Raw genomic sequence first — 26,973 nt, forward strand, 5'->3', positions numbered from 1 at the left:
TGTTTTGTCGGGTTTATCATCTTGCGCGCAGCAATTATGCGGCAACTTCAAATCTGCCCCGGCTGGCGGTATTGCACCGCTTCGGCCAGATGCGCGCTTAGGATGCTGTCGCTGGCGGCCAAGTCGGCGATGGTGCGCGCCACCCGCAGCGCACGGTGGGTGGCGCGGCCCGACCAGCCGAGCCGACTGGCCGCTTGTTGCAGCAGTTGGGCGGCTGCGGGCTCCAGTGCCGCATGGCGTTGCAAGTCGGGGCCGTGCAGGGCTTGGTTGGCGTGGCCTTGGCGCTGCAGCGCCCGCTGGCGCGCCTGCACCACGCGCCCGCGCACCGCCGCGCTCGATTCGGCAGCGGCGTGTTCAAGCAACTGCTGCGGCGGCAGCAGCGGCACCTCGACGTGCAGGTCGATGCGGTCCAGCAAGGGGCCGCTGAGCTTGCCTTGGTAGCGCAGCACCTGGTCGGGGGTGCAGCGGCAGTTGCGGTGGCTGGCCCCCAGGTAGCCGCAGGGGCAGGGGTTCATGGCCGCCACCAGTTGGAAGCGGGCCGGAAAATCGGTCTGGCGCGCCGCGCGTGAGATGCGAATCTGCCCGCTCTCGAGCGGCTCGCGCAAGGCCTCGAGGGCGGCGCGTGGGAACTCGGGCAGTTCGTCCAAGAACAGCACCCCTTGGTGCGCCAGCGAAATCTCGCCCGGCCGGGGCGGGTTGCCGCCACCCACCAGCGCGGTGGCGCTGGCGCTGTGGTGCGGCGCGCTAAAGGGCCGTTGGCCCCAGTGCTCGGGCCGAAAGCGCCCGGCCAGCGAAGCCACCGCCGCCGCTTCCAGCGCCTGCTGGTCGTCCAGAGCCGGCAAGATGCCGGGCAGGCGCTGCGCCAGCATCGACTTGCCCGAGCCCGGCGGGCCGCTCATGAGCAGGCTGTGCGCGCCCGCTGCGGCGATCTCGAGCGCCCGCCGCGCCCCGGCTTGGCCCTTTACATCGGCCAAATCGGGCAGGTCGAGGGGCTGCACCGCCGCCGTGCCCTGCAACAAGGCCCAGCCATCGGCGTGCGGGGGCTCGGGCAGCGCCGCACCGGCGGGCGCAAAGCGCTGCACCACATCGAGCAAATGGTGCGCCCGGTACACGCGCGCTTGGCGCACCAAGGCGGCTTCTTCGGCGCTGCCCGGAGGCAGCACCAAAGCGGTGCATGGCGACTGCCCCGCGCCATGGCTGCGCAAAAAAGCCAAGCCCATGCACAGCGCACCCCGGATCGGGCGCAAGGCGCCGCTGAGCGAGAGCTCGCCGGCAAATTCGTAGCCGGCCAGCGCGGCGCCGTCGATCTGGCCGCTGGCGGCCAGAATGCCGAGCGCAATCGGCAAATCGAAGCGCCCCGACTCTTTGGGCAGATCGGCCGGCGCCAGGTTGACTGTGATGCGCTGGTTGTGCGGCCAATCGAGCCCGGCGTTCAAAATGGCCGAGCGCACCCGCTCGCGCGCCTCCTTCACCTCGGTATCGGCCAGCCCCACCAGCGTCAGGCTGGGCAGGCCGTTGGCCAGATGCACTTCCACGCTCACCGGCAAGGCGTCTAGCCCCACCAGCGTGCGGCTTTGAACCACGCACAAACCCACGTTCACTCCCTTTGGTTGCAGGCCACGGCAAGGCGCCGGTGCCTGGTCGCTGGTCTTGTTGGCCCGATTGCACCGATTTGGTGCGCTGCCCGCCCAGCCCTGCGGCCCCAGTGTAGCGGCTGCCCAGTGCAGCCACCTTGTAGGGCAGGCTGTGCAGCGCTTGGATGGGTTGGCACGCTATGTGCTTAAACGTTGCTGTGCAGACGGCCCAAGCTCCCAAGGTTTGGGCTGCAACACCCGCCGCTGGTCTGGCTGCAAGCCTGCCCAGCCCCTTTATCGAATCAGGCAGAAAGGTTGAATATGAAACTGGTCACTGCGATCATCAAACCCTTCAAGCTCGACGAGGTGCGCGAAGCGCTCTCAAGTCTGGGTGTGCAGGGCATCACCGTCACCGAAGTCAAGGGCTTTGGGCGCCAAAAAGGCCACACCGAGCTCTACCGTGGGGCCGAGTACGTGGTCGATTTCCTGCCCAAGGTCAAGGTCGATGCGGCTGTGGCCGACGAGCTGGTCGAGCGCGTGATCGAGGTCATCGAGAGCGCTGCCCGCACCGGCAAGATCGGCGACGGCAAGATTTTTGTGTTCCCACTGGAGCAGGTGGTGCGCATCCGCACCGGCGAGACCGGCGCCCAAGCGCTCTGATCCTTTCAACCCTTTTTCAACCTCCGAGTACCAATCATGAAAAAGTATCTGCTCAGTTTGTGTGTGGGGCTGGGGCTCCTGCTGGGGGGCGCGGCGGCCATGGCCCAGGCCACCGACGCCGCCCCCGCTGCACCGGCCGTTGCGCCGATGATGGCCACCGAAGCGCCCGCCGCGCTCGCCCCGGTGGTTGAAGCCGCCGCCATGGCCGCAGCCGCCGAACCCGCTGCCGCACCGGCCACCGAGGCCGCCGCCGAACCCACCCCCAACAAAGGCGACGTGGCCTGGATGCTGGTGGCCACGCTGCTGGTGGTGATGATGGTCATCCCCGGTCTGGCGCTGTTTTATGGCGGCCTGGTGCGCAGCAAAAACATGCTCTCGGTGCTGATGCAAGTCACCGTGGTGTTTTCGCTCGTCATGGTGCTGTGGGCGGTGTATGGCTACAGCCTGGCTTTTGGGGGCGAGGGGCTGATCATCGCCAACCTCGATAAAGCCTTCCTGGCCGGCATCACCATGGACTCGGTTGCGGCCACCTTCACCGAAGGCGTGGTGATCCCAGAGCTGATCTTTGTGGCGTTCCAAGCCACCTTTGCCGGCATCACCTGCGCCATCATCGTGGGCGCCTTTGCCGAGCGCATCAAGTTCAGCGCGGTGCTGATCTTCACCACGCTCTGGTTCACCTTTAGCTACATCCCGGTCGCGCACATGGTGTGGGGCTCCGGCGGCTACCTGATCGGGCTGGGCAAAATGGACTTTGCCGGCGGCACCGTGGTGCACCTTAGCGCAGCCGTGGCGGCTTTGGTGGGCGCTTACGTGATCGGCAAGCGCATCGGCTACGGCAAAGAAGCCATGGCCCCGCACAGCCTGGCTTTGACCATGGTCGGGGCGGCGCTGCTGTGGGTGGGCTGGTTTGGTTTCAACGCCGGTTCGGCGCTGGAAGCCAACAGCAACGCCGCACTGGCCTTCCTCAACACCCTCATCGCTACCGCTGCTGCCGTGCTGGCTTGGTGCGTGGGTGAGGCGCTGATCAAGGGCAAGGCTTCGATGCTGGGTGCCGCCTCGGGTGCCGTGGCTGGCTTGGTGGCCATCACCCCAGCCTGCGGCTATGTGGGGCCCATGGGCGCCATCGTGATCGGCCTGGCCGGCGGCTTCCTGTGTCTGTGGGGTGTGAACGGCCTCAAGAAGCTGCTCGGTGCCGACGACACGCTCGACGTGTTCGGCCTGCACGGCGTGGGCGGCATTGCGGGCGGTCTGCTGACGGCCGTGTTTGCCGCTCCCATGCTGGGTGGCATGAGCGGAGACGATTTCTCCATCGCCAGCCAACTGTTCGTGCAAGCCAAAGCCATGCTGGTGGTGGTGGTCTGGTCGGGCGTGGTGGCATTCATCGCCTTCAAGGTGGCCGACATGCTGGTGGGCCTGCGCGTGAGCGAGGAAGAAGAGCGCGAGGGGCTGGACATCAGCTCGCACGGCGAGAGCGCCTACAACCGCTGATCTGTTGACGTCTGGGGTTTGAGCCCGCCGCGCCGAGTGCGTGGCGGGTTTTTTTATGGCACAAAGCTTGATGCAGCCATGGTTATTGACTTGAACGGCGGCGGTGTGGTATGATTTCGCTCTTTGCCAAAAACAGCTGCTTGCGGGCGGTGCTGCTTTGGCTGCTGGCGCTTACGGCCCGTTGCCAGCAAAGCCGGTGTCAGCCTATGTGGCGCGCTGCTTATGAGTTGGGCTAGGTTGCGAGGAGGCTGGGTGCCCTGTTTGGGTTGCTTGGCCGCTTGAACTCGAAGGAGTAATTGATATGGCGAAAAAAATCGTCGGCTTCATCAAGCTGCAGGTGCCAGCTTGTAAGGCCAACCCCTCCCCTCCAATTGGTCCGGCGCTGGGTCAGCGCGGGCTCAATATTATGGAGTTCTGCAAGGCCTTCAACGCCCAAACCCAGGGCATGGAGCCAGGCTTGCCGCTGCCGGTGGTCATCACCGCGTTTGCCGACAAGAGCTTTACCTTCATCATCAAAACGCCGCCGGCCACGACGCTGATCAAAAAATCGATCAAGCTCGACAAAGGCTCGCCGGTGCCGAACAAGCAAAAAGTGGGCAAGATCACCCGGGCGCAGCTCGAAGAGATCGCCAAAACCAAGATCAAAGACATGAACGCGGCCAGCATCGATGCCGCCATCAAGACCATCGCGGGCTCGGCGCGCTCGATGGGCGTGATTGTGGAGGGTGTGTAACATGACCCGCTTGAGCAAAAAACAAAAAGCCCTGCAAGGCGTGGTCGATTCGACCAAGCTCTACCCGGTTGCGGCTGCCCTGACCATGGTCAAGCAGCACGCCACGGCCAAGTTCGATGAATCCATCGACGTGGCGGTGCAGCTGGGTGTGGACGCCAAGAAATCCGACCAAGTGGTGCGCGGCGCCGTGGTGCTGCCGCATGGCACCGGCAAGACCAAGCGCGTGGCGGTGTTCGCCCAAGGCGCCAAGGCCGACGAGGCGCGCGCCGCCGGGGCCGACGTGGTGGGCTTTGACGACCTGGCTGCCGACGTGAAGGCCGGCAAGCTGGACTTCGATGTGGTGATCGCCTCGCCCGACGCCATGCGCGTGGTGGGTCAGTTGGGCCAGATCCTGGGCCCGCGCGGCCTCATGCCCAACCCCAAAGTGGGCACCGTCACGCCCGACGTGGCCACCGCGGTGAAAAACGCCAAGGCCGGTCAGGTGCAGTTCCGCGTCGACAAGGCCGGCATCGTCCACGGCACCATTGGTCGCCGCTCTTTCGACGACGCCCGGTTGCTGGGCAACCTGCAGGCGCTGCTCGAAGCCCTGAACAAGGCCAAGCCGGCTGCGTCCAAGGGCCAGTACCTGCGCAAGGTGGCGGTGTCGTCCACCATGGGCGTGGGGGTGCGGGTCGAGGTGCCGTCGATCACCGCCTGATGCAGGCTCTGATCGGCAACAAATTCCCGGCTGCTGCCTGCCCCCATGGGGTGGCGGTGGCCGAGGGTGGTGGGTCTGGCGGGGTGCAATGCCCATCCAGAGCCATCCAGGACCGCTGGTGCGCAACCGGGCTCAAGCCCGATGGCGCTTAATTTCTGCATGAAGCCAGCGCAGATGGCGATCCCGCCGCGAACGGAAATTTTTTTCCCGCAACGGTTGGTCGCTGCAATGAGGCGCATGGCCAAGGGTGTAAAGCCCGCAACCGTGCATTTTTAGGAGTTGACCTTGAGTCTGAACCGCAGTGAGAAGCAGGCCGTCATCGATGAGGTGGCGGCGCTCGCAGCAAAAGCTCAAACGCTCGTGATGGCGGAGTACCGTGGCATCAAGGTGGCCGACCTGACCCAGTTGCGTGTCAAAGCCCGCAGCGAGGGCGTGTTTCTGGGGGTTCTCAAGAACACCCTGGCACGCCGCGCAGTGGCTGGCACCGGCTTTGAGGCAGGCGCCGACCAGATGACCGGGCCGCTGATCTATGGCTTTTCCCAAGACGCCGTGGCCGCTGCCAAAGTGGTGGCCGATTTCGCCAAGACCAACGACAAGTTGGTCATCCGTGGCGGCGTGTTTGCGGGCAAAGCCCTAGACGTCAACGGCGTCAAGCAACTGGCTAACATTCCTCCCAAAGAGGTGTTGCTGGCGCAGTTGCTGGGCTTGATGCAATCCCCGATCTCGCGCACCGCGCGTGTGCTGGCCGCCGTGGCCGAGAAAAAGGGCGAGGCAGTGGCGGCCTAAGCGCCCCCCAGCCCGCACCCCAACCGTTTGTTAGGAAATTTGAAAATGGCATTCGATAAAGACGCATTTCTGACCGCGCTCGACAGCATGACGGTCATGGAACTCAACGAGCTGGTGAAAGCCATCGAAGAGAAATTCGGCGTGAGCGCCGCTGCCATGTCGGCCCCTGCGGCCGGTGGTGGTGCCGCCGCTGCGGCCGTGGTGGAAGAGAAAACCGATTTCGACGTGGTGCTCAAAGAAACCGGCGCCAACAAGGTGTCGGTCATCAAGGCGGTGCGCGAAATCACCGGCTTGGGCCTGAAAGAAGCCAAAGACCTGGTCGACGGCGCACCCAAAACGGTGAAAGAAGCCATGCCCAAGGCCGATGCCGAAGCCGCCAAGAAAAAGCTCGAAGAAGCGGGCGCCAAGGCCGAGCTCAAGTAAGCTGCCGCCCCCCAAAGGCTGGAGTGCCCGCTGCGGGCTTTCCAGCCTTTTTGCGCTCGATGTGGCTGGTTTTTCCAGTGGCATCTGGCGCAAAGAGTGCACAGCCAAGACCGTTGTCCAGCGGTTTTGCCTGTGTCTTCTCAAGCCCGGAGATCTCATGGCTCAAACGTACTCATTCACCGAACGCAAGCGCATCCGCAAAAGCTTCGGCAGCCGCGAAAACGTGCTGGAAATCCCCTATCTGTTGCAAATGCAGAAGGATGCCTACACGGCATTTTTGCAGGTAGACCGCCATCCGCGCAAGCGCGCCTCCGAGGGCTTGCAGGCCGCTTTCGAGTCGGCCTTCCCGATCGTGTCGCACAACGGCTACGTGGAGATGAAATTCGTCGAGTACAACCTAGCCAAGCCGGTGTTCGATGTGCGCGAGTGCCAAACGCGCGGCCTGACCTTTGCGTCGGCGGTGCGGGCGCGGGTGCAGCTCATCATCTACGACCGCGAGTCGTCCACCAGCCAATCCAAGGTGGTCAAAGAGGTGAAAGAGCAAGAGGTTTACATGGGCGAAGTGCCGCTCATGACCGACAAAGGCTCCTTCATCGTCAACGGCACCGAGCGCGTGATCGTGTCGCAGTTGCACCGCTCGCCGGGCGTATTTTTTGAGCACGACAAGGGCAAGACGCACAGCTCGGGCAAGCTGCTGTTCTCGGCCCGCATCATCCCCTACCGCGGTTCGTGGCTCGATTTCGAGTTCGACCCCAAAGATTTGCTGTTCTTCCGCGTCGACCGCCGGCGCAAGATGCCGGTCACCATTTTGCTCAAGGCCATCGGCCTCAACCCCGAGCAGATTCTGGCCAACTTCTTTGTCAACGACCACTTCCGCCTGATGGAAAGCGGCGCCCAGATGGCGCTGGTGACCGAGCGCCTGCGCGGCGAGGTGGCGCGTTTTGACCTCACCGACCCGAGCGGCAAGGTGGTGGTGGCCAAAGACAAGCGCATCACCGCCCGCCACACGCGCGAGCTGGAACAGGCCAAGGTCAGCCACATCAGCGTGCCCGAAGACTTTCTGCTCGGGCGTGTGGTGGCGCGCAACGTGATCGACCCCGACAGCGGCGAGCTGCTGGCGCGCGCCAACGATGAGCTCACCGAAACGCTGCTCAAAAAACTGCGCAGCGCCGGCATCACCGAGCTGGCTTGCATTTTCACCAACGAGCTCGACCAGGGCGCCTACATCAGCCAGACCCTGCGCAGCGACGAAACCGCCGACGAGTTTTCAGCCCGCGTGGCCATCTACCGCATGATGCGCCCCGGCGAGCCGCCCACCGAAGACGCGGTGCAGGCCCTGTTTCACCGCCTGTTCTACAACCCCGACACCTACGACCTCTCGCGCGTGGGGCGCATGAAGTTCAACGCCCGCGTCGGGCGCGGCGGCAGCACCGGCGCCATGGTGCTGTCGAACGAAGACATCCTGGACGTGGTCAAAATCCTGGTCGACTTGCGCAACGGCAAGGGCGAAGTCGATGACATCGACCACTTGGGCAACCGGCGCGTGCGCTGCGTGGGCGAACTGGCCGAAAACCAGTACCGCACCGGGCTGGCGCGGATCGAAAAAGCGGTGAAAGAGCGCCTCGGCCAGGCCGAGCAAGAGCCGCTGATGCCGCACGACCTGATCAACTCCAAGCCGATTTCGGCCGCGCTGAAAGAGTTTTTTGGCGCCTCGCAGTTGTCGCAGTTCATGGACCAGACCAACCCGCTGGCCGAAATCACGCACAAGCGCCGCGTCTCGGCACTGGGCCCAGGCGGCCTGACGCGCGAGCGCGCTGGCTTTGAGGTGCGCGACGTGCACGTGACGCACTACGGCCGCGTGTGCCCGATCGAAACCCCGGAAGGCCCCAACATCGGCCTGATCAACTCGCTGGCGCTGTATGCGCGTCTGAACGAGTACGGCTTCATCGAAACCCCGTACCGGCGCGTGGTCGACTGCAAGGTGACGAAGCAGATCGACTACCTCTCGGCCATCGAAGAAGGCAAGTACGTGATTGCGCAGGCCAACGCCGCGCTCGATGCCGAAGGCCGCTTGGGCGACGAGCTGGTGAGCGCGCGCGAAAAGGGTGAATCCATCCTGACCCCGCCCGAAACCGTGCAGTACATGGACGTCTCGCCAGCGCAGATCGTCTCGGTGGCGGCCTCGCTGGTGCCCTTCCTTGAGCACGACGACGCCAACCGCGCGCTCATGGGCGCCAACATGTCGCGCCAGGCGGTGCCCACGCTGCGGCCCGAAAAGCCGCTGGTCGGCACCGGCATCGAGCGCGTGGCAGCCATCGACTCGGGCACCGTGGTCACCGCCAAGCGCGGCGGGCGGGTCGATTACGTCGATGCGGCGCGCATTGTGGTGCGCGTCAACGACGCCGAGGCGCTGGCCGGTGAGGTCGGGGTGGACATCTACAACCTGATCAAGTACCAGCGTTCGAATCAGAACACCAACATCCACCAGCGTCCGATCGTCAAAAAGGGTGACTTGATCCACGCCGGCGCGGTGATCGCCGACGGCGCTTCCACCGACTTGGGCGAGATTTCGATCGGGCAGAATATGCTGATCGCCTTCATGCCCTGGAACGGCTACAACTTCGAAGACTCGATCCTGATCAGCGAGCGCGTGGTGGCCGATGACCGCTACACCAGCATCCACATCGAAGAACTGGTGGTGATGGCGCGCGACACCAAGCTGGGTGCCGAAGACATCACGCGCGACATCCCCAACCTGGCCGAGCAGCAGATCAACCGGCTCGATGAGTCGGGCATCATCTACGTCGGGGCCGAGGTGCTGCCGGGCGACGTGCTGGTGGGCAAGGTCACGCCCAAGGGCGAAACCACGCTCACGCCCGAAGAAAAGCTGTTGCGCGCCATCTTTGGCGAAAAAGCCTCGGACGTGAAAGACACCTCCTTGCGCGTCGATCAAGGCTCGCAGGGCACGGTGATCGATGTGCAGGTGTTCACCCGCGAAGGCATCCCGCGCGACAAGCGGGCGCAGCAGATCATCGACGACGAGCTCAAGCGCTTCCGCCTCGACCTCAACGACCAGCTGCGCATCGTCGAGGCCGACGCCTACGACCGGATCGAAAAGCTGCTGCTGGGCAAAACCGCCAACGGCGGCCCGAAACGCCTGAGCAAGGGCAGCACGATCGAGCGGGCCTACCTGGCCGACGTGGACAAATACCACTGGTTCGACATCCGCCCGGCCGACGAGCAGGTGGCGGCACAGCTCGAATCGATCAAAAACGCGCTCGAGGCCACGCGCCACAGCTTTGACTTGGCTTTCGAAGAAAAGCGCAAAAAGCTCACCCAGGGCGACGAGCTGCCCGCGGGCGTGCTCAAAATGGTCAAGGTCTATCTGGCCGTCAAGCGCCGCCTGCAGCCGGGCGACAAAATGGCCGGCCGCCACGGCAACAAGGGCGTGGTGTCCAAGATCACCCCGGTCGAAGACATGCCCTACCTGGCCGACGGCACGCCGGTCGACATCGTGCTCAACCCGCTGGGCGTGCCTTCGCGCATGAACATCGGGCAGGTGCTCGAAGTCCATTTGGGCTGGGCCGCCAAGGGGCTGGGGCAGCGCATCGGCGACATGCTGCAGCGCCAGGCCGCAGCCACCGAGGTGCGCCAGTTCCTGGAGCAGATCTACAACCGCACCGGGCGCCAGGAAAACCTGTCCGACCTGAGCGACGACGAAATCCGCGCCATGGCCGCCGAGCTGAGCAAGGGCGTGCCCTTTGCCTCGCCGGTGTTCGACGGCGCCAGCGAAGCCGAGATTTTCGACATGCTGCGGCTGGCCTACCCCGACGACGTCGCCAAGGCCAAGGGGCTCACACCCACGCGCACCCAAGCCCAGCTCTACGACGGCCGCACCGGCGACGCCTTTGAGCGCGTGACCACCGTGGGCTATATGCACTACCTCAAGCTGCACCACTTGGTTGACGACAAGATGCACGCCCGCTCCACCGGCCCCTACTCGCTGGTGACGCAGCAGCCGCTGGGCGGCAAGGCGCAGTTCGGCGGCCAGCGCTTCGGTGAGATGGAGGTCTGGGCGCTCGAAGCCTACGGCGCCAGCTACGTGTTGCAAGAAATGCTCACCGTCAAGTCCGACGACGTGCAGGGCCGCACCAAGGTCTATGAGTCGATCGTCAAGGGCGAGCACGCGATTGATGCCGGGATGCCGGAATCCTTCAACGTGCTGGTCAAAGAGATCCGCTCGCTCGGCATCGACATCGAACTCGAACGGGGATGAGAGGCCAAAGCCACGCCAGGGGGTGTTGCCCGGTCGTTTGCATAGCGCTGCTATGCGGCACTCACGGGCGCCTACCCTGGCGCGCCTTTGATCCCCTCATCTCGGCACCGTTTATTGCGCGCAACCCTTAGGAGCAGCCATGAAATCCTTCCTCGACCTGTTCAAGCAGATCACCCCCGACGAGCATTTCGATGCCATCAAGATCGGGCTGGCCTCGCCCGAGAAAATCCGTTCCTGGTCTTTTGGCGAAGTCAAAAAGCCCGAGACCATCAACTACCGCACCTTCAAGCCCGAGCGCGACGGCTTGTTTTGCGCCAAGATCTTTGGCCCGATCAAAGACTACGAATGCCTGTGCGGCAAGTACAAGCGGCTCAAGCACCGTGGCGTGATCTGCGAGAAGTGCGGCGTTGAGGTCACGCAGACCAAGGTGCGGCGCGAGCGCATGGGCCACATCGACCTGGCCGCGCCCTGCGCCCACATCTGGTTCCTCAAGAGCCTGCCGAGCCGCCTCGGCATGGTGCTCGACATGACGCTGCGCGACATTGAGCGCGTGCTGTATTTTGAAGCCTACGTGGTGGTGGACCCGGGCATGACGCCGCTGAAAAAATTCGCCATCATGAGCGAAGACGACTTCGACGCCAAAGAGCGCGAGTACGGCGACGAGTTCGTGGCCAAGATGGGTGCCGAGGGCATCCAGGAGCTGCTGCGCAGCATCGAAATCGACAGCGAAATCGAGCGCCTGCGCAACGACCTCACCGGCTCCGAGCTCAAGGTCAAGAAAAACGCCAAGCGCCTCAAGGTGCTGGAAGCCTTCAAGAAATCGGGCATCAAGCCCGAGTGGATGGTGCTCGACGTGCTGCCGGTGCTGCCGCCCGACCTGCGCCCGCTCGTTCCGCTCGACGGCGGCCGCTTTGCCACCTCCGACTTGAACGACCTGTACCGGCGCGTCATCAACCGCAACAGCCGCTTGAAGCGCCTGCTGGAGCTCAAGGCGCCCGAGATCATCGCGCGCAACGAAAAGCGCATGCTGCAAGAGGCAGTTGACAGCCTGCTCGACAACGGCCGCCGTGGCAAGGCCATGACCGGTGCCAACAAGCGCGCACTCAAGTCGCTGGCCGACATGATCAAGGGCAAGAGCGGCCGTTTCCGCCAAAACTTGCTGGGCAAGCGCGTCGATTACTCGGGGCGTTCGGTCATCACCGTGGGCCCCACGCTCAAGCTGCACCAGTGCGGCCTGCCCAAGCTGATGGCGCTGGAGCTGTTCAAGCCCTTCATTTTTGCGCGGCTGGAGCAGATGGGCATAGCCACCACCATCAAGGCGGCCAAGAAGGAAGTCGAAGCCGGCACGCCGGTGGTGTGGGACATCCTCGAAGAGGTGATCCGCGAGCACCCGGTGCTGCTCAACCGCGCCCCCACGCTGCACCGCTTGGGCATCCAGGCCTTTGAGCCGCTGCTGATCGAGGGCAAGGCGATCCAACTGCACCCGCTGGTCTGTTCGGCCTTCAACGCCGACTTCGACGGCGACCAAATGGCGGTGCACATTCCGCTCTCGGTCGAGGCGCAGATGGAAGCGCGCACGCTCATGTTGTCGTCCAACAACGTGCTGTTCCCGGCCAACGGCGAGCCCTCCATCGTGCCCAGCCAAGACGTGGTGTTGGGCCTGTACTACACCACCCGCGAGCGCATCAACGGCAAAGGCGAGGGCATGGTGTTTGCCGATATCCTCGAGGTGCAGCGCGCCCTCGACGCCGGCGTGACCGAACTCACGGCCAAGGTGTCGGTGCGCCTGACCGAATACCTGAAAAACAAGGAAGACGGCCAGTTCACGCCCGTCACCAAGCTGGTGCAGACCACCGTCGGCCGCGCGCTGCTGAGCGAGATTTTGCCCAAGGGCCTGCCCTTCGAGATCATCAACAAGGCGCTCAAGAAGAAGGAAATCTCCAAGCTCATCAACGCCTCGTTTCGCAAGTGCGGCCTCAAAGAGACGGTGGTATTTGCCGACAAGCTGCTGCAGAACGGCTTTAGGCTGGCCACCCGCGCCGGCATTTCGATCGCCATCGACGACATGCTGGTGCCGACCGAGAAGCACACCATCATCGCGCGTGCCGAAGGCGAGGTCAAAGAGATTGCGCAGCAGTATGCCTCCGGTCTGGTGACCTCGGGCGAGCGCTACAACAAGGTGGTGGACATCTGGGGCAAGGCCGGCGACGACATCTCCAAGGTCATGATGGAGCGCCTAAAGAAGGAAAAAACCATCGACCGCCACGGCAACGAGGTGGAGCAGGAGTCCTTCAACTCGATCTACATGATGGCCGACTCGGGCGCGCGCGGCTCGGCGGCGCAGATTCGCCAGTTGGCCGGCATGCGCGGCCTGATGGCCAAGCCCGATGGCTCGATCATCGAAACCCCGATCACGGCCAACTTCCGTGAGGGGCTGAACGTGCTGCAGTACTTCATCTCGACCCACGGTGCGCGCAAGGGCCTGGCCGACACGGCGCTCAAAACCGCCAACTCGGGCTACCTGACGCGCCGCCTGGTGGACGTGACGCAAGACCTGGTGGTGACCGAAGACGATTGCGGCACCGCCAACGGCACCCTGATGCGCGCCATCGTCGAAGGCGGCGAGGTGATCGAGTCGCTGCGCGACCGCATCCTGGGCCGCACCACGGTCGATGACGTGCTCAATCCCGAAACCCAGCAGGTGGTGATTGCGGCCGGCCAGATCGTCGACGAAGACGGCTGCGACCTGATCGACGCCCTGGGCATCGACGAAGTGCGCGTGCGCACCGCCCTCACCTGCGAAACCCGCTTTGGCCTGTGCGCCAAGTGCTACGGGCGCGATCTGGGCCGTGGCGGTCCGGTCAACATCGGCGAAGCGGTGGGCGTGATCGCGGCGCAGTCGATCGGCGAGCCGGGTACCCAGCTCACCATGCGCACCTTCCACATCGGCGGTGCGGCATCGCGTGCGGCGGTGGCTTCCAGCGTGGAGGCCAAGTCGAGCGGCAGCGTGGGCTTCAACGCCACCATGCGCTACGTCACCAACACCAAGGGCGAGCTGGTGGTGATTGCGCGCTCGGGCGAAATCGTCATCCACGACGAACAAGGGCGCGAGCGCGAGCGCCACAAGGTGCCCTACGGCGCCATTCTGGCGATCCGGCCCGACCAGGCCATCAAAGCCGGCACCATTTTGGCCAACTGGGACCCGCTGACGCGCCCGATCATCACCGAATTCGCCGGCACGGTGAAGTTCGAAAACGTGCACGAGGGCCTGACGGTGGCCAAGCAGGTCGATGACGTGACCGGTCTGTCCACCCTGGTGGTGATCGACCCGAAACGGCGCGGCGCCACCAAGGTGGTGCGGCCACAGGTCAAGCTGATCGACGCCGCGGGCAACGAAGTCAAAATCCCCGGCACCGACCACTCGGTGACGATCGGCTTCCAAGTCGGCGCGCTGATCCAGGTGCGCGACGGCCAAGATGTGGGTCCCGGCGAGGTGCTGGCGCGCATTCCGGTCGAAGGCCAGAAAACGCGCGACATCACGGGCGGCTTGCCGCGCGTGGCCGAGCTGTTCGAGGCGCGCTCGCCCAAAGACAAAGGCATCTTGGCTGAAATCACCGGCACCGTCAGCTTTGGCAAGGAAACCAAGGGCAAGGTGCGGCTGCAGATTACCGACCCCGACGGCAAGGTCTGGGAAGACCTGGTGCCCAAAGAGAAAAACATCGTGGTGCACGAGGGCCAGGTGGTCAACAAGGGCGAGTCGGTGGTCGACGGCCCGGCCGACCCGCAAGACATCCTGCGCCTGCTGGGGGTCGAAGAGCTGGCGCGCTACATTGTCGATGAGGTGCAGGACGTGTACCGCCTGCAAGGGGTGAAGATCAACGACAAGCACATCGAGGTGATCGTGCGCCAGATGCTGCGCCGCGTGGTGGTCAGCAACCCGGGCGACTCGGGCTACATCGGTGGCGAGCAAGTGGAGCGCTCCGAAATCCTCAACACCAACGATGATTTGCTCAAGGCCGGCAAAACCCCGGCCAGCTACAACAACGTGTTGCTGGGCATCACCAAGGCCTCGCTCTCGACCGACTCGTTCATCTCGGCTGCTTCGTTCCAGGAAACCACGCGCGTGCTCACCGAAGCCGCCATCATGGGCAAGAAAGACGAGCTGCGTGGCCTGAAAGAGAACGTGATCGTCGGGCGCCTGATTCCGGCCGGCACCGGCATGGCCTTCCACCAGGCCCGCCACGCCAAAGAGCGCATGGACGACGAAGAGCGTCGCGCCATCGCCGAGGCCGACGCGGAGGCACTGGCCACCAGCCTGGCCGACGCGGGCGGCGACAGCAGCGCCGAGTGAAGCCTGCGCTGGCCGAGCAATTGGCTGGCGCGGCCCGCTTGCTGGCGGGGGTGGCGGCCGGTCGTTCGCTGAGCGAGACCTTGCCGGCGCTTCCTGCAGCCCTGCGGCCGGGGGTGCAGGCGCTGGTCTTTGATGCGCTGCGCCATTGGGGCTTGTCGATGGCGCTGCGGCGGCTGCTGTGCCGCCAGGCGCCCGCGCCGCTGGTGGCGGCCTTGCTTGAGCTCACGCTGGGCCTGCTCGATGCGGCAGCCTTGGCAGCAGAATCGCAACCAGCGGCTGCGGCCGAGTCTGTGCGGCCGACGCACGGGCCGCGCCCGCTCTACCCCGCCCACACCCTGGTCGATCAGGCGGTGGCGGCCTTGCGCCCGCTGCAGGCGCCGGCTGCACTGCGCGGCTTTGTCAATGCCTGCCTGCGCCGCTTTTTGCGCGAGCGCGCCGCCTTGCGCGAGCAGGTGCTGCGCGACCCAGAGGCGCGCTGGAACCACCCGCTCTGGTGGATCGAGCGCCTGCAGCGCGACCACCCCCAGCACTGGCAAGGCCTACTGAGCGCCAACCAGCGCGCCGCACCCATGGTGCTGCGCGTGAACCGGCGCCGTTGCCGCCGCGACGACTACTTGCAGCACCTGCATCAGGCCGGCCATGCGGCGCAGGCCTGGGGCACGGACGGCGTGGAGCTGGCGCAGCCGCTGCCCGTCGAGCAGTTGCCGGGCTGGGCGCAGGGCTGGGTGTCGGTGCAGGATGGGGCTGCGCAACTGGCGGCGCCGCTGCTGTTGGAGGGCTTGAGCCCGCGGGCGGGCGCGCCAGCAAGGGCGGCCCGCCCACGCCTGCTCGACGCCTGCGCCGCCCCCGGCGGCAAGACCGCGCACCTGCTCGAATGCGCCGACGCCGACGTGTGGGCACTCGAGCTCGACCCCGGGCGCTGCCCGCGCATCGCGCAAAACCTGCAGCGCCTCGGCTTGCAGGCCGAAGTGCGCTGCGCCGACGCCGCCCAAGCCGCCACGTGGTGGGATGGCCAGCCCTTCGACGCCATCTTGCTCGACGCCCCGTGCAGCGCCAGCGGCATCGTGCGCCGCCACCCGGACGTGCGCTGGCTGCGCCGACCCACCGACGTGGCGCAACTGGCGGCGCAGCAACAGCGCCTGCTGCAAGCCCTGTGGCCGCTGCTGCGCCCCGGCGGGCATTTGCTCTACGCCACCTGCTCGGTGTTTGTGGACGAGGGCGAGGGCGTGATGCAGGCCTTTGCGCAGCAGCACCGCGAGGCCGAGCGCCTGCCGGCTCCGGGGCAGTTGCTGCCCGGTTGTGGCGCTGAAGCCACAGCCATCCGGTTGGCAGGCATCGGCCAGGCGGGGGGGATCGGTGACAATCTGGCGCGTGAAACCGATGGATTTTTCTACGCGCTGTGGCGCAAGCCCGCCTGAGGCCGCTGGCCCCTTGGCCGGCCTGCGGGCACCGTGCCCCAAGCCCACGCCGGCGGCGCGGTGGCGCGCCCGCGCGTGGCGCCAACTGACGCAGTGGCTGCTTGGGCTGCTGTGCCTGGGCCTGGCAGGGGGCGCTTGGGCCGCTGGCCCGATCGATTTGCAGCGCGACGCCGAAGGTCTGCGCCTGAGCGCGCGGTTGGCGCTCGATTTCCCGTCCGACCTCGAAGCGGTGCTGCTGCGCGGGGTGCCGGTGCATTTTGTCTGGCAGGCCGAGGTGCGGCGCCCGCGCTGGTACTGGACCGCCGACTACATTGCCACGGTGCAGCGCGTGGTGCGGGTGGCCTACCAGCCGCTGACGGGGCGTTGGCGCGTCAGCGTCACCTCTGGGCCGCTCAACCAGCCCGCGCTGGGCACTGCGCTGCACCAGAACCTCGACAGCTTTGCCGACGCCATGGCGGCGGCCACCTCGGTTTCGCGCTGGCGCTTGCTGGACGCCCACGAGCTGCCCCAAGGCAGCGCCTTGCGGGTCGAGTTCGAGTTTCGGCTCGACGACGGGCTGCTGCCGCGCCCGTTCCAGCTCATGGCACCGCAAAACGATGCCTGGTCGGTGCTGCACCGCCAAACCCTGCGCCTGCCTGCGGGCAGCCATTGAGCCCCTGATGTCTGGCCGCGCATGAACCCCGTCACCGGTCGCCCCCTGAGTGCCGCCGCCCGGGGCTGGCTGGCGGCTTTGCTGGCGGTGATCGTTGGCGGCGTGGTGCTGGTGCTGTTTTTCATGCTCACCCTGGCCACCGACCACCGCGCCTTCGAGGCCGAAGGCTACGTCTATCTGGTCTGGCTCAATGTGGGCGTGGCCGCCCTGCTCGGCTTGCTGCTGCTGTGGCTGGCTTACAAACTGGCCAGCCGCTGGCGGCGCAAGCGCTTTGGCAGCCGTTTGCAGCTCAAGCTGGCCGCCATTTTTGCCTTGGTCGGCTTTTTGCCCGGTCTGCTGATTTATGTGGTGTCGTATCAGTTCGTTTCGCGCTCGATCGAGACTTGGTTCGACGTGCGCGTTGAGTCCGCGCTCAGCGCCGGGCTCAACTTGGGGCGCACCACGCTCGACACCCTAGCGGCCGATCTGGCCTCCAAGTCGCGCAGCGCTGCGCTGGCGCTGAGCGAGCAAGACGATGTGGCGGCCGCGCTCAGCCTTGAGGGCCTGCGCGCCCAGTTGCAAGCCGACGACGTGGTGTTGTGGAGCGCCGCCGGGCGCGCCATCGGATCGGCAGGGGAGTCGCGCTTTGAGCTGCTGCCTGCCCCGCCCGCGCCCGAATTGCTGCGCCAGGTGCGCGCCCAGCGTGTGTTTACCCGCATCGAGGGCTTGGAAGAGCTTGAAACGCTGACCGACCCGCAGCAGGTGCTGGGCCTGCCGGCGGCGCAACTGCCGCGCATGCGCGTGCTGGTGCTGGTCGAGCCGCACGGTTTTGGCATTGGGCACGAACCGCGTTACCTGCAGGTCTTGTCCAAGCTGCCGGTCGCCCTGATCGCCGACGCGCTGGCGGTGCAACTGGCCAACCGCGAATACCAGGAGCGGGCGCTGGCGCGCGACGGCTTGCGCAGCATGTACATCGGCACTCTGACGCTGGCGCTGTTTCTGGCCACCTTTGGCGCCGTGCTGCTGGCGCTGCTGCTGGGCCAGCAACTCATGCGCCCGCTGCTGGTGCTGGCCGAGGGCATGCGCGACGTGGCGCGCGGCGACCTCACGCCCAAGCAAGCCCTGCCCGCCAAAGACGAACTGGCCGGCCTGACGCGCACCTTCGCCCACATGACGCAAGAGCTGCTGGAGGCGCGCCAGGCGGTGCAGCGCAGCATAGGCCAGGTCGATGCCGCGCGCGCCAACCTGCAAACCCTGCTCGACAACCTCAGCGCCGGGGTGGTGGTGCTGGACGCGCAGCAGCGGCTGGTGAGCGCCAACCCCGGGGCCACGCGCATCTTGCGCGCTCCGCTGGCCGATTACATCAGCCAAGGCATGCAGGCCGTGCCCGGTCTGCACGGCTTTGCCGAGTTTGTGCAGCAGCAGTTCGACCGCTTCTTGGCCGATCCGGCGCAGCAAGAAGGCCAGCACTGGCAGCAATCGGTGGATTTGCATCCCGGTGTGGGGGCGACCGCTCCCTCTGAAAGCCAGCGCCCGGGCCTGACCCTGATCGCCCGTGGCGCCTTGCTGCCCAGCGGCGAGCAGTTGCTGGTGTTCGACGACGTCTCGGAAATCATCTCGGCCCAGCGCGCCCAGGCCTGGGCCGAAGTGGCGCGCCGGCTGGCGCACGAGATCAAAAACCCGCTCACCCCGATCCAGCTCGCGGCCGAGCGGCTGGCCATGAAGCTGCAACCCAAGCTCGAAGGCAGCGAGCGCGCCTTGCTCGACAAATCGGTCAAGACCATCGTCGATCAGGTCGATGCCATGAAGCGGCTGGTCAACGAATTCCGCGACTACGCCCGCCTGCCCGCCGCGCAACTGGAGCCGATTGACCTCAACACCCATGTGCGCGACATCGTGGCGCTCTACGAGGCCGCCGAGGTGCCGGTGCGGCTGGACCTGCAAGCCAGCCTGCCGCCGGTCTTGGCCGACGCCCAGCAACTGCGCCAGGTGGTTCACAATCTGGTGCAAAACGCGCAGGACGCCACCCCACCGGGTGCCCCGGCCGTGCTGCTGCGCACCCGCGCCTCAGAGGGCGGGCGCTGGGTGCGGCTGCAGGTGCTGGACCATGGGCCGGGTTTTTCCGAGGCCATCCTCAAGCGCGCCTTCGAGCCCTATGTCACCAGCAAGGTCAAGGGCACCGGCTTGGGGTTGGCGGTGGTGAAAAAAATCACCGACGAACACGGCGGCCGCATCGACATCGGCCACTGGGAAGATGAGGACGGTCAGGGCGGGGCGCAAGTCTCGCTATCATTGCGGGTTGCAAATTAGCAACAAAATCGGGCATGACACGGTAAGACTGGCGGGGCAGCATGGCAAACATCTTGGTGGTTGACGACGAGCTCGGCATACGCGAGTTGTTGTTCGAAATTCTGAACGACGAGGGGCACGCGGTCGAGTTGGCCGAAAACGCCAGCAGGGCACGCGAGCTTCGGCAAGCCGGCTGTCCGGACTTGGTGTTGCTCGACATCTGGATGCCTGACACCGACGGCGTGACCCTGCTCAAAGAATGGGCCAGCGCCGGTCTGCTCACCATGCCCGTGATCATGATGAGCGGCCACGCCACCATCGAAACGGCGGTGGAGGCGACCCGCATCGGGGCCATGGCCTTCTTAGAAAAGCCCATCACCCTGCAAAAGCTGCTGCAAACGGTGGAGAAGGGCCTGAGCCGGGCCCAGACCCGCTCGGCGCCGCCAAGCAAGCCAGCCAGCGCAACCGGTGCCGGCGGCATCAGCGCACCGCTGCCGAGCCCGGAAGCCGCCGCCCCCCCCCAAGCGGCAGGCCGCTTGCCCGATGAGGTGCCGGGTCTGCAGCGCTTCAATTTTGAGGCGCCACTGCGCGACGCCCGCGACGCCTTCGAGAAAGCCTATTTCGAATTTCACCTGAGCCAGGAAAACGGCTCCATGACCCGCGTGGCCGAAAAAACCGGGCTCGAACGCACCCACCTGTACCGCAAACTCAAGCAGCTGGGGGTGGATTTGAGCAAGCCCAAGCGCGGGGCAGAGTAGCGCGGGCCGGTGCACCGCTTGGCCCGACCGGTCATGGGCGTCAATCCCCCTGGGGGTACGGGAACTTTGCCCTTGGGCGCTTGCTCCCTACTGGGGAGTGTTTACACTGATTCGCATGTTCAAAATTTTCTGGGTTTTTCTGCTGGGTGCCTATCTAGGGCTGGGCGCGCCGCTGGCCGGCGCCCAGGTGTCGGAGCCAGTGCTCACGCCCGAGTCGCGCACGTCGTTGTTGGTCCATGCCCCGCAGGGCGTGGCGCCGGGGCAGCCGCTGTGGCTGGGTTTGCAGATCGAGCACGCGCCGGGCTGGCACAGCTACTGGAAAAACCCCGGCGACTCCGGCTTGCCGACCGAATTCGAGTGGCAGTTGCCGGGGCACGTGGTGCCCGGCTCCATCGAGTGGCCGACGCCGCGCAAATTTCCGCTCGGTGAGCTGGCCAACTACGGCTACAAGGACACGGTGCTGCTGCCCATCCCGCTCGAGGTGCGGCCGGGTTTTGCGGCGGCGGCGCTGGAGCTCGAGGTGCTGGCCACTTGGCTGATCTGCCGCCAAGAGTGCATCCCGCAAGAGGCGCGCTTTCAGGTGCGCATCCCAGCGCAAATGGCCACGGTGGCGCACGCGGCGGCCTTCGAGGCCGCTTGGGCTGCGCGACCGCAGCCGCTTGTGGCTGGGGCCAGCCAGTTGGCGGTGCGTGAGCAGGCGCTGCAAGCCACGCTGCACGGCCTGCCCGCCGCTTGGCAGGGGCGTGCGCTGGAGTTTTTCCCCGAAATCGGTGCCCTGATCCAGCCCGGTGCCGCTTGGCAGCAGCGCTGGGAGGGAGGGGTCTGGCACGCCAGCATCCCACTCAACCCCTATCGCTCTGCCTCGCCCGAGCAACTGGCGCTGGTGCTGGCGCTGGCCGACCCGCCGCCCGGTGCGGCCGGGGTGCGGCTGGAGCTGCCGGTGCCCGGCGGCTGGCCCGCCGTGGCGGCCCCGACCGGGGTCTCGGACGCGCTGGCCGCAGCCCTGGCTGCCGAGGCGGCGCGCGCCACGGCTCCGGCTCCGGGTCTGACGCTGTGGGCGGCGCTGCTCGGGGCCTTGATTGGCGGCATGATTCTCAACCTCATGCCCTGCGTGTTCCCGGTGCTGGCGCTCAAGGTGCTGTCGTTTTCGCAGCACGCCGAAGACCGGCGCCGCCTGCGCCTGGGCGGGCTGGCCTACACCGCGGGCGTGGTGCTCTCGTTTCTGGCGCTGGGCGCCCTGCTGCTGGGGCTGCGCGCTGCGGGCGAGCAACTGGGCTGGGGCTTTCAGTTGCAAAACCCGGCCGTGGTGGCGGCGCTGGCCGCGCTCTTTACCCTGATCGGGCTCAACCTGGCCGGTCTGTTCCAGTTCGGCCCGATGTTGCCCAGCGCGCTGGCCAGCCTGCGCGTGCGCAACCCCAATGCCGACTCCTTCCTCACCGGGGTGCTGGCCACGGCAGTGGCCTCGCCCTGCACCGCGCCCTTCATGGGGGCGGCACTCGGGCTGGCGGTCACGCTGGCCCCGGCGCAGGCGCTGGCGGTGTTTGCCGCGCTCGGTTTGGGCATGGCGCTGCCCTACTTGGCCGCGACTTGGGTGCCGGCGCTGGTGCGCGCCCTGCCGCGCCCCGGTGCGTGGATGGAAACGCTGCGCCAGTGGCTGGCCTTCCCGATGCTGGCGACCGTGGTCTGGCTGCTGTGGGTGCTGGGGCATCAGGGCGGGGTCGATGCCGCTGCGGGCCTGCTCATGCTGCTGCTGCTGCTGGCCTGGATGCTGTGGGCCGTGGGCCGTGGCGGCCTGATGCGGCGTTGGATGGCCCCGCTGGCGCTGCTGGCGCTGCTTGGCGGGCTGTGGCTGCTGGGTCCCATGCTGCAGGCCCAGGCGGCCGGCCAGCAGCCCAGCGCCGCGCTCAACACCCCGAGCGCCGTGGCCGGGGCGCAGTGGGAAGCCTGGAGCCCGCAGCGCGAGGCCGAACTGCTGGCGCAAGGGCGGGCGGTGTTCGTCGATTACACCGCCGCCTGGTGCGTGAGCTGCCTCTACAACAAGCACAACGCACTGGCCGACGAATCCTTTTTGCTCGACGTGGCGGCGCGCAACGTGGCGCTGCTGCGCGCCGACTGGACGCTGCGCGACCCCGCCGTCACCGCCTCGTTGGCGCGGCTGGGGCGCAACAGCATTCCGGTCTATGTGCTGCACGCACCGGGGCGCGCGCCGCTGCTGCTGTCCGAAATCCTCAGCGTAGAAGAGCTGCGCGCCGCACTGGCGCAACTTTGACCCGTCTTATGTTCACCCTCCTCAAAGCGGCCTTGCTGGCCCTCACCCTCATGACCCTCAACGCCTGCTCTCCCACCAATTCCGCCCTCGAAGTGAGTCTGGACGAAGGCCGTGCGCTGCTCGAATCGGGCCGCGCCGTGCTGGTTGACATCCGCGAGCCCTCTGAGCATGCGCACGGTGTGGCACCGGGCATGGTGCTGCTGCCCATGTCGCAACTGGCCAGCCGCATCAACGAGCTGCCGCGCGACCCGGCCCAGCCGCTGCTGCTGATCTGCAACACCCAAAACCGTTCGGCGCGCGTGGCCGAGCAACTGCACGCCGCGGGCCTGACGCACGTGCGCTTCGTCGATGGCGGCATGAGCGGCTGGGCGCGGCGCGGCTGGCCGATGGTGCGCCCATGAACGACACCGAACTGCGCGCCTTGCTGCGCCACAGCCACACCGTGGCCGTGGTGGGGTTCTCGCCCAAGCCCGAGCGGCCCAGCCACAGGGTGGCGCAGTACCTGCTGCAGCAGGGCTACCGGGTGCTTCCGGTGAACCCGGTGCTGGCTGGGCAGACCATTTGGGGCCAGCCTTGCCACGCCAGCTTGGAGCAGGCCGCCGCCGCCTTGGCGGCCGAGGGGCTGCGGCTGGACATTGTGGATGTGTTTCGCCAAAGCGCCGAAGTGCCGCCGCTGGCCGAAGCCGCGATCGCGCTCGGGGCCGCCACGCTGTGGCTGCAACTGGGCGTGGCGCACCCCGAGGCCGAAGCCCGCGCCGCCGCTGCGGGCTTGGCGGTGGTGAGCGAGCGCTGCATCAAGATTGAACACCAGCGGCTGCTGGGGGCGGCCAGCTAGGCGCTTGGTCTGACCCGCAAACCGTGATCAGACGCCACGCTATGCAGCGGGCCCTGCAGCGGGCCCTGCAGCAGGCCCTGCGGGGGCATTGAGCCCCAAGCGATGCGCCCCCAAGCTGTGCGGGCATCCACCCGCCGCTGCGCGACAATCGACCCCATGAACACCGCCTACGCCCCTTTGCAAAACGACACCTTCCTGCGCGCCTGCCTGCGCCAAGCCACCCCACACACTCCGATCTGGCTCATGCGCCAAGCTGGGCGCTACCTGCCCGAGTACCGCGCTTCGCGCGCGCGTGCCGGCAGCTTCATGGGCTTGGCGACCAACCCCGATTACGCCACCGAGGTCACGCTGCAGCCGCTGGAGCGCTACGCGCTGGATGCGGCGATCTTGTTTTCCGACATCCTCACCGTGCCCGACGCGATGGGGCTGGGCCTGAGCTTCACCCAGGGCGAGGGGCCCAAATTCGAGCGCCCGCTGCGCACCGAGGCCGATGTGGCGGCGCTGGCGCTGCCCGACATGGAGCGGCTGCGCTATGTGTTCGACGCCGTGACGTCGATCCGGCGCGCACTGGCCGGCCGGGTGCCGCTGATCGGTTTTTCCGGCAGCCCCTGGACGCTGGCCTGCTACATGGTGGAAGGCGGCGGCAGCGACGACTACCGGCTCGTCAAAACCATGCTGTACCGGCGCCCAGACCTGCTGCAGCGCATTTTGGAGCTCAACGCCGACGCGGTGGCGCTGTACCTGCGGGCACAGATCGAGGCCGGGGCGCAGGCGGTGATGATTTTCGACAGCTGGGGCGGGGTGCTGGCCGACGGCGCGTTCCAGCGCTTCAGCCTGGCCTACACCGCGCGCGTGCTGGCGCAACTGCCGCGCGAGCACGCCGGGCAGCGCATCCCGCGCATCGTGTTCACCAAGGGCGGCGGGCTGTGGCTGGCCGAGATGGCGGCGCTGGACTGCGATGTGCTGGGGCTGGACTGGACCGTCAACCTCGGCGCGGCGCGCGCGGCGGTGGGCGGTGTGGCCGGCGGCCCGGGCAAAGCGCTGCAAGGCAACCTGGACCCGAACGTGCTCTTTGCCGCGCCCGAGCAGGTGGCGGCCGAGGCGGTGCGGGTGCTGGAGCAGTTTGGTGCCCCGCACACCGACCCGAGCCGCCCCGGCCCGACGCACATTTTCAACCTCGGGCATGGCATCAGCCAGCACACCCCACCCGAGAGCGTGCAGGCGCTGGTGCAGGCGGTGCACCAGCACTCGCGCCAAATGCGCCAGCGCGGCTGAGTGGCCCGCATGCCAAGGGGGAGGGCAGGAGCTAACACAAAAATGGGGCATGAAACAGCCGGGTGGCGCGCCTTATGCACAAATTTTGTGAGCGCTGCAAGGGCCGGTTCAACTTCCCCCTGCTGCCCCCCGCATCCCCAGTATGCCACGCAACTCATTGATTTGAATGGCTCTTGATCGGCTGCCTGTTTTCTGGGCAGTGCAATCAAGGCATTGATTTTCAAGGTCTTGGCGGCTCGATTCAAGGGCTATCCACAAAGTTATCCACAGAAGCGCTGAGCAACTGTTGCAACCCCAAGGGAATCAGAGACTTGGCCTCGTTTTCAACGCCATGACTGAACTGTCGCCGCCAATTGCAGCTTGTTGGGTCGAGGTGGTGCTGGCTACCCCGGCCCACAGTGGGCTGGGCGATAGCCTGAGCTACTGGAGCCCGGAGCGGCTGCAGGAGGGGGCTTTGGTGCGCGTGCCCTTGGGGGCGCGCGAGCTGCTGGGGATCGTTTGGCGGGTGCGCTTGCAGCCACCCGAGGGCTTGCTGCCCGACTCCCTGCGGCCTGTGCTGGAAACCTTTGCGGCCTTGCCGCCCTTGTCGGCCAATTGGCGTGTGCTGCTCGAGTTTGCTGCCCGTTACTATCAGCGCGCGCTGGGTGAGGTGGCGCTGGCGGCGTTGCCGCCCCAGTTGCGCGAGCTCGACGCCGCCGCCTTGCAGCGGCGCTTGAAGAAGCTGGAGGGTGCCGGCTTTAAAGTGGGCGCGGCCCCGGGTGGCGGCCCGGGCCCTGCTGCGTTGGAGCCCAGCCCGGCCCCGTCTTGGGCCGCTCCCATGCCCGACTTGAGCCCCGAGCAGGCCGCCGTGTTGGCCGCGCTGGAGCAGGGCACGCAGCCGGTGCTGCTGTTTGGGGCCACCGGCAGCGGCAAGACCGAGGTCTATTTGCGCGCCGCGCAAACGCTGCTGCAGCGCGACCCGCAGGCGCAGGCGCTGGTGCTGGTGCCCGAGATCAACCTGACGCCGCAACTGGAGGCGCGCTTTTGTGAGCGCTTTGGCGCGCACACGGTGGCCTCCTTGCACAGCGGCCTGACCCCGGCGCAGCGGCTGCGCCACTGGCTGGCGGCGCACAGCGGACAGGCGCGCATCGTGCTGGGCACGCGCATGGCCATCTTTGCCAGCCTGCCGCGCTTGCGCCTGATCGTGGTCGATGAAGAGCACGACCCGAGCTACAAAAGCCAGGACGGCGCCCGGTATTCGGCGCGCGATCTGGCGGTGTATCGGGCGCAGCTTGAATCGCGCACGGCGCGCTGCCAGGTCATCTTGGGCTCGGCCACGCCGGCGCTGGAAAGCTGGCACGCCGCCGAGCAGGGGCGCTACCAGCGACTGCATATGCCTGGGCGAATCGCCGGGGCGGTGCTGCCTAGGCTGCGTTTGCTGGACTTGAACCAGCAGCCCAAGCAGTGCCTGATCGCCCCGCCGCTGCTGGCGGCGCTGGCCGAACGGGCCGCGCGCGGCGAGCAAAGCCTGGTGCTGCTGAACCGGCGCGGCTATGCCCCGGTGCTGGCCTGCCACGCCTGCGGCTGGAAGAGCGACTGCCCGCACTGCAGCGCGCACGCCGTGTTTCACAAGATCGACCGCAGCCTGCGCTGCCACCACTGCGGCCACGCCAGCCACGTGCCACGCGCCTGCCCCGCATGCGGCAACCTCGACATCGCCCCGGTTGGGCGCGGCACCGAGCAAGTGGAGGAACACCTGGCTGAGCTGCTGGCCGAGGCGCGCCGCCCCGACGGCGGCCCGGTGCGGGTGGCGCGGCTGGACGCTGACAGCACGCGCGCCAAGGGCAGCCTGCACCAGCGCCTGAGCCAAATGCACGAGGGCGAGGTGGATGTGCTGGTGGGCACCCAGATGGTGGCCAAGGGGCACGACTTTAGGCGCATCACGCTGGTGGCGGGCCTGAATGTGGACAGCGGCTTGTTCTCCAGCGACTATCGCGCCCCCGAGCGCCTGTTTGCGCTGCTGCTGCAAGCCGCTGGGCGCGCCGGGCGCGACGCCGCTTTCGTGGCCGCGCAGCAGGCCGCGGTGGAACTGTGGGTGCAGACCTGGTACCCGCAGCACCCGCTGTTTGCGGCGCTGGCGCGCCACGACTACCCGGCCTTTGCGGCGCAGCAACTGCGCGAGCGCGCCAGCGCCCAGATGCCACCCTTTAGCTTTCAGGCGCTGCTGCGCGCCGAAGCCCGCAGCCAAGCCACGGCGCAGGCGTGGTTGCAAGCGGCCCAGGCCGCCGCGCAAGCCGCAGATCTGCCCGGCTTGGCGCAGCTCACGCTCTACCCGCCGCTGCCGCTCACGGTGCAGCGCGTGGCCGGCGTCGAGCGCGCCCAGATGCTGCTCGAGAGCCCCTCACGCCCGGCGCTGCAAGCATTCCTGCAGGCCTGGCAGCCGCTGCTGCACGCGCTGCGCCGCCAGCCCGCCGGGCGCGGCCTGCTGCGCTGGGCCATCGACGTGGATCCGGTCAGCCTGTAGCCGCACC

18 protein-coding genes are annotated in these 26,973 nt (G+C 66.7%); 17 read left to right on the forward strand and 1 reads right to left on the reverse strand.

Translation table 11 applies throughout. The features are described 5' to 3' along the window. Positions 1–47: 47 nt before the first annotated feature. Positions 48–1,595, reverse strand: a complete 1,548-nt coding sequence (locus tag SRAH_RS02930) for a YifB family Mg chelatase-like AAA ATPase (RefSeq protein ID WP_029461857.1) — start codon at positions 1,593–1,595, stop codon at positions 48–50. A gap of 300 nt (positions 1,596–1,895) precedes the next feature. On the opposite strand from SRAH_RS02930, the gene glnK reads away from it, so the two are divergent. The 17 genes from glnK to priA all read left to right on the forward strand — a co-directional run bounded on the left by glnK (position 1,896) and on the right by priA (position 26,966). After that, the gene (gene glnK / locus SRAH_RS02935; protein ID WP_029461858.1) at positions 1,896–2,234 is read left to right on the forward strand and encodes a P-II family nitrogen regulator; all 339 of its coding nucleotides are present in this window, start codon (positions 1,896–1,898) and stop codon (positions 2,232–2,234) included. A gap of 36 nt (positions 2,235–2,270) precedes the next feature. Beyond that, complete coding sequence (locus tag SRAH_RS02940) at positions 2,271–3,722, forward strand: ammonium transporter (RefSeq protein ID WP_029461859.1); 1,452 nt, start codon at positions 2,271–2,273, stop codon at positions 3,720–3,722. A gap of 301 nt (positions 3,723–4,023) precedes the next feature. Then, positions 4,024–4,455, forward strand: coding sequence for a 50S ribosomal protein L11 (gene rplK, locus SRAH_RS02950; RefSeq protein ID WP_029461860.1), 432 nt, complete (start codon positions 4,024–4,026; stop codon positions 4,453–4,455). A 1-nt stretch (position 4,456) separates the two neighbouring features. Beyond that, positions 4,457–5,152 (forward strand): 50S ribosomal protein L1, encoded by a 696-nt coding sequence (gene rplA / locus SRAH_RS02955; protein WP_029461861.1) that lies wholly within the window; start codon positions 4,457–4,459, stop codon positions 5,150–5,152. Positions 5,153–5,437: 285 nt separating this feature from the next. Continuing rightward, positions 5,438–5,938 carry a 50S ribosomal protein L10 gene (gene rplJ, locus SRAH_RS02960; RefSeq protein ID WP_029461862.1) on the forward strand — a complete coding sequence of 167 codons (501 nt, stop codon included), beginning with the start codon at positions 5,438–5,440 and terminating at the stop codon, positions 5,936–5,938. A gap of 45 nt (positions 5,939–5,983) precedes the next feature. Then, positions 5,984–6,361: a 50S ribosomal protein L7/L12 gene (rplL, locus tag SRAH_RS02965; RefSeq protein WP_029461863.1), complete on the forward strand. Its 378-nt coding sequence runs from the start codon at positions 5,984–5,986 to the stop codon at positions 6,359–6,361. A gap of 157 nt (positions 6,362–6,518) precedes the next feature. Next, on the forward strand, positions 6,519–10,637 hold the full coding sequence (gene rpoB, locus SRAH_RS02970; protein ID WP_029461864.1) for a DNA-directed RNA polymerase subunit beta: 4,119 nt from the start codon (positions 6,519–6,521) through the stop codon (positions 10,635–10,637). Positions 10,638–10,776: 139 nt separating this feature from the next. Then, positions 10,777–14,988 (forward strand): DNA-directed RNA polymerase subunit beta', encoded by a 4,212-nt coding sequence (gene rpoC, locus SRAH_RS02975; RefSeq protein WP_029461865.1) that lies wholly within the window; start codon positions 10,777–10,779, stop codon positions 14,986–14,988. Then, positions 14,985–16,406, forward strand: coding sequence for a 16S rRNA (cytosine(967)-C(5))-methyltransferase RsmB (gene rsmB, locus SRAH_RS02980; RefSeq protein ID WP_029461866.1), 1,422 nt, complete (start codon positions 14,985–14,987; stop codon positions 16,404–16,406). The genes rpoC and rsmB overlap by 4 nt, the downstream gene beginning before the upstream one ends. After that, a complete protein-coding gene (locus tag SRAH_RS02985) occupies positions 16,369–17,058 on the forward strand; it encodes a DUF4390 domain-containing protein (RefSeq protein ID WP_082210038.1) in 690 nt (229 codons plus the stop codon). The genes rsmB and SRAH_RS02985 overlap by 38 nt, the downstream gene beginning before the upstream one ends. 21 nt (positions 17,059–17,079) lie before the next feature. After that, positions 17,080–19,347, forward strand: coding sequence for a sensor histidine kinase (locus tag SRAH_RS02990; RefSeq protein ID WP_029461868.1), 2,268 nt, complete (start codon positions 17,080–17,082; stop codon positions 19,345–19,347). 41 nt (positions 19,348–19,388) lie between these two features. Beyond that, on the forward strand, positions 19,389–20,084 hold the full coding sequence (locus SRAH_RS02995) for a response regulator (RefSeq protein WP_029461869.1): 696 nt from the start codon (positions 19,389–19,391) through the stop codon (positions 20,082–20,084). Between the two features lie 115 nt (positions 20,085–20,199). Further along, positions 20,200–22,353 carry a protein-disulfide reductase DsbD family protein gene (locus tag SRAH_RS03000; RefSeq protein WP_082210039.1) on the forward strand — a complete coding sequence of 718 codons (2,154 nt, stop codon included), beginning with the start codon at positions 20,200–20,202 and terminating at the stop codon, positions 22,351–22,353. A gap of 8 nt (positions 22,354–22,361) precedes the next feature. Next, complete coding sequence (locus tag SRAH_RS03005; protein ID WP_045475972.1) at positions 22,362–22,754, forward strand: rhodanese-like domain-containing protein; 393 nt, start codon at positions 22,362–22,364, stop codon at positions 22,752–22,754. After that, complete coding sequence (locus tag SRAH_RS03010) at positions 22,751–23,188, forward strand: CoA-binding protein (protein WP_029461872.1); 438 nt, start codon at positions 22,751–22,753, stop codon at positions 23,186–23,188. Before SRAH_RS03005 ends, SRAH_RS03010 begins: the two co-directional genes overlap by 4 nt. 156 nt (positions 23,189–23,344) lie before the next feature. Beyond that, the gene (gene hemE / locus SRAH_RS03015) at positions 23,345–24,463 is read left to right on the forward strand and encodes a uroporphyrinogen decarboxylase (RefSeq protein ID WP_029461873.1); all 1,119 of its coding nucleotides are present in this window, start codon (positions 23,345–23,347) and stop codon (positions 24,461–24,463) included. Between the two features lie 331 nt (positions 24,464–24,794). Continuing rightward, positions 24,795–26,966: a replication restart helicase PriA gene (priA, locus tag SRAH_RS03020; protein ID WP_045475974.1), complete on the forward strand. Its 2,172-nt coding sequence runs from the start codon at positions 24,795–24,797 to the stop codon at positions 26,964–26,966. Positions 26,967–26,973 lie beyond the last annotated feature (7 nt).

This window comes from Serpentinimonas barnesii (genome assembly GCF_000696225.1).
GTDB lineage: Bacteria > Pseudomonadota > Gammaproteobacteria > Burkholderiales > Burkholderiaceae_C > Serpentinimonas > Serpentinimonas barnesii.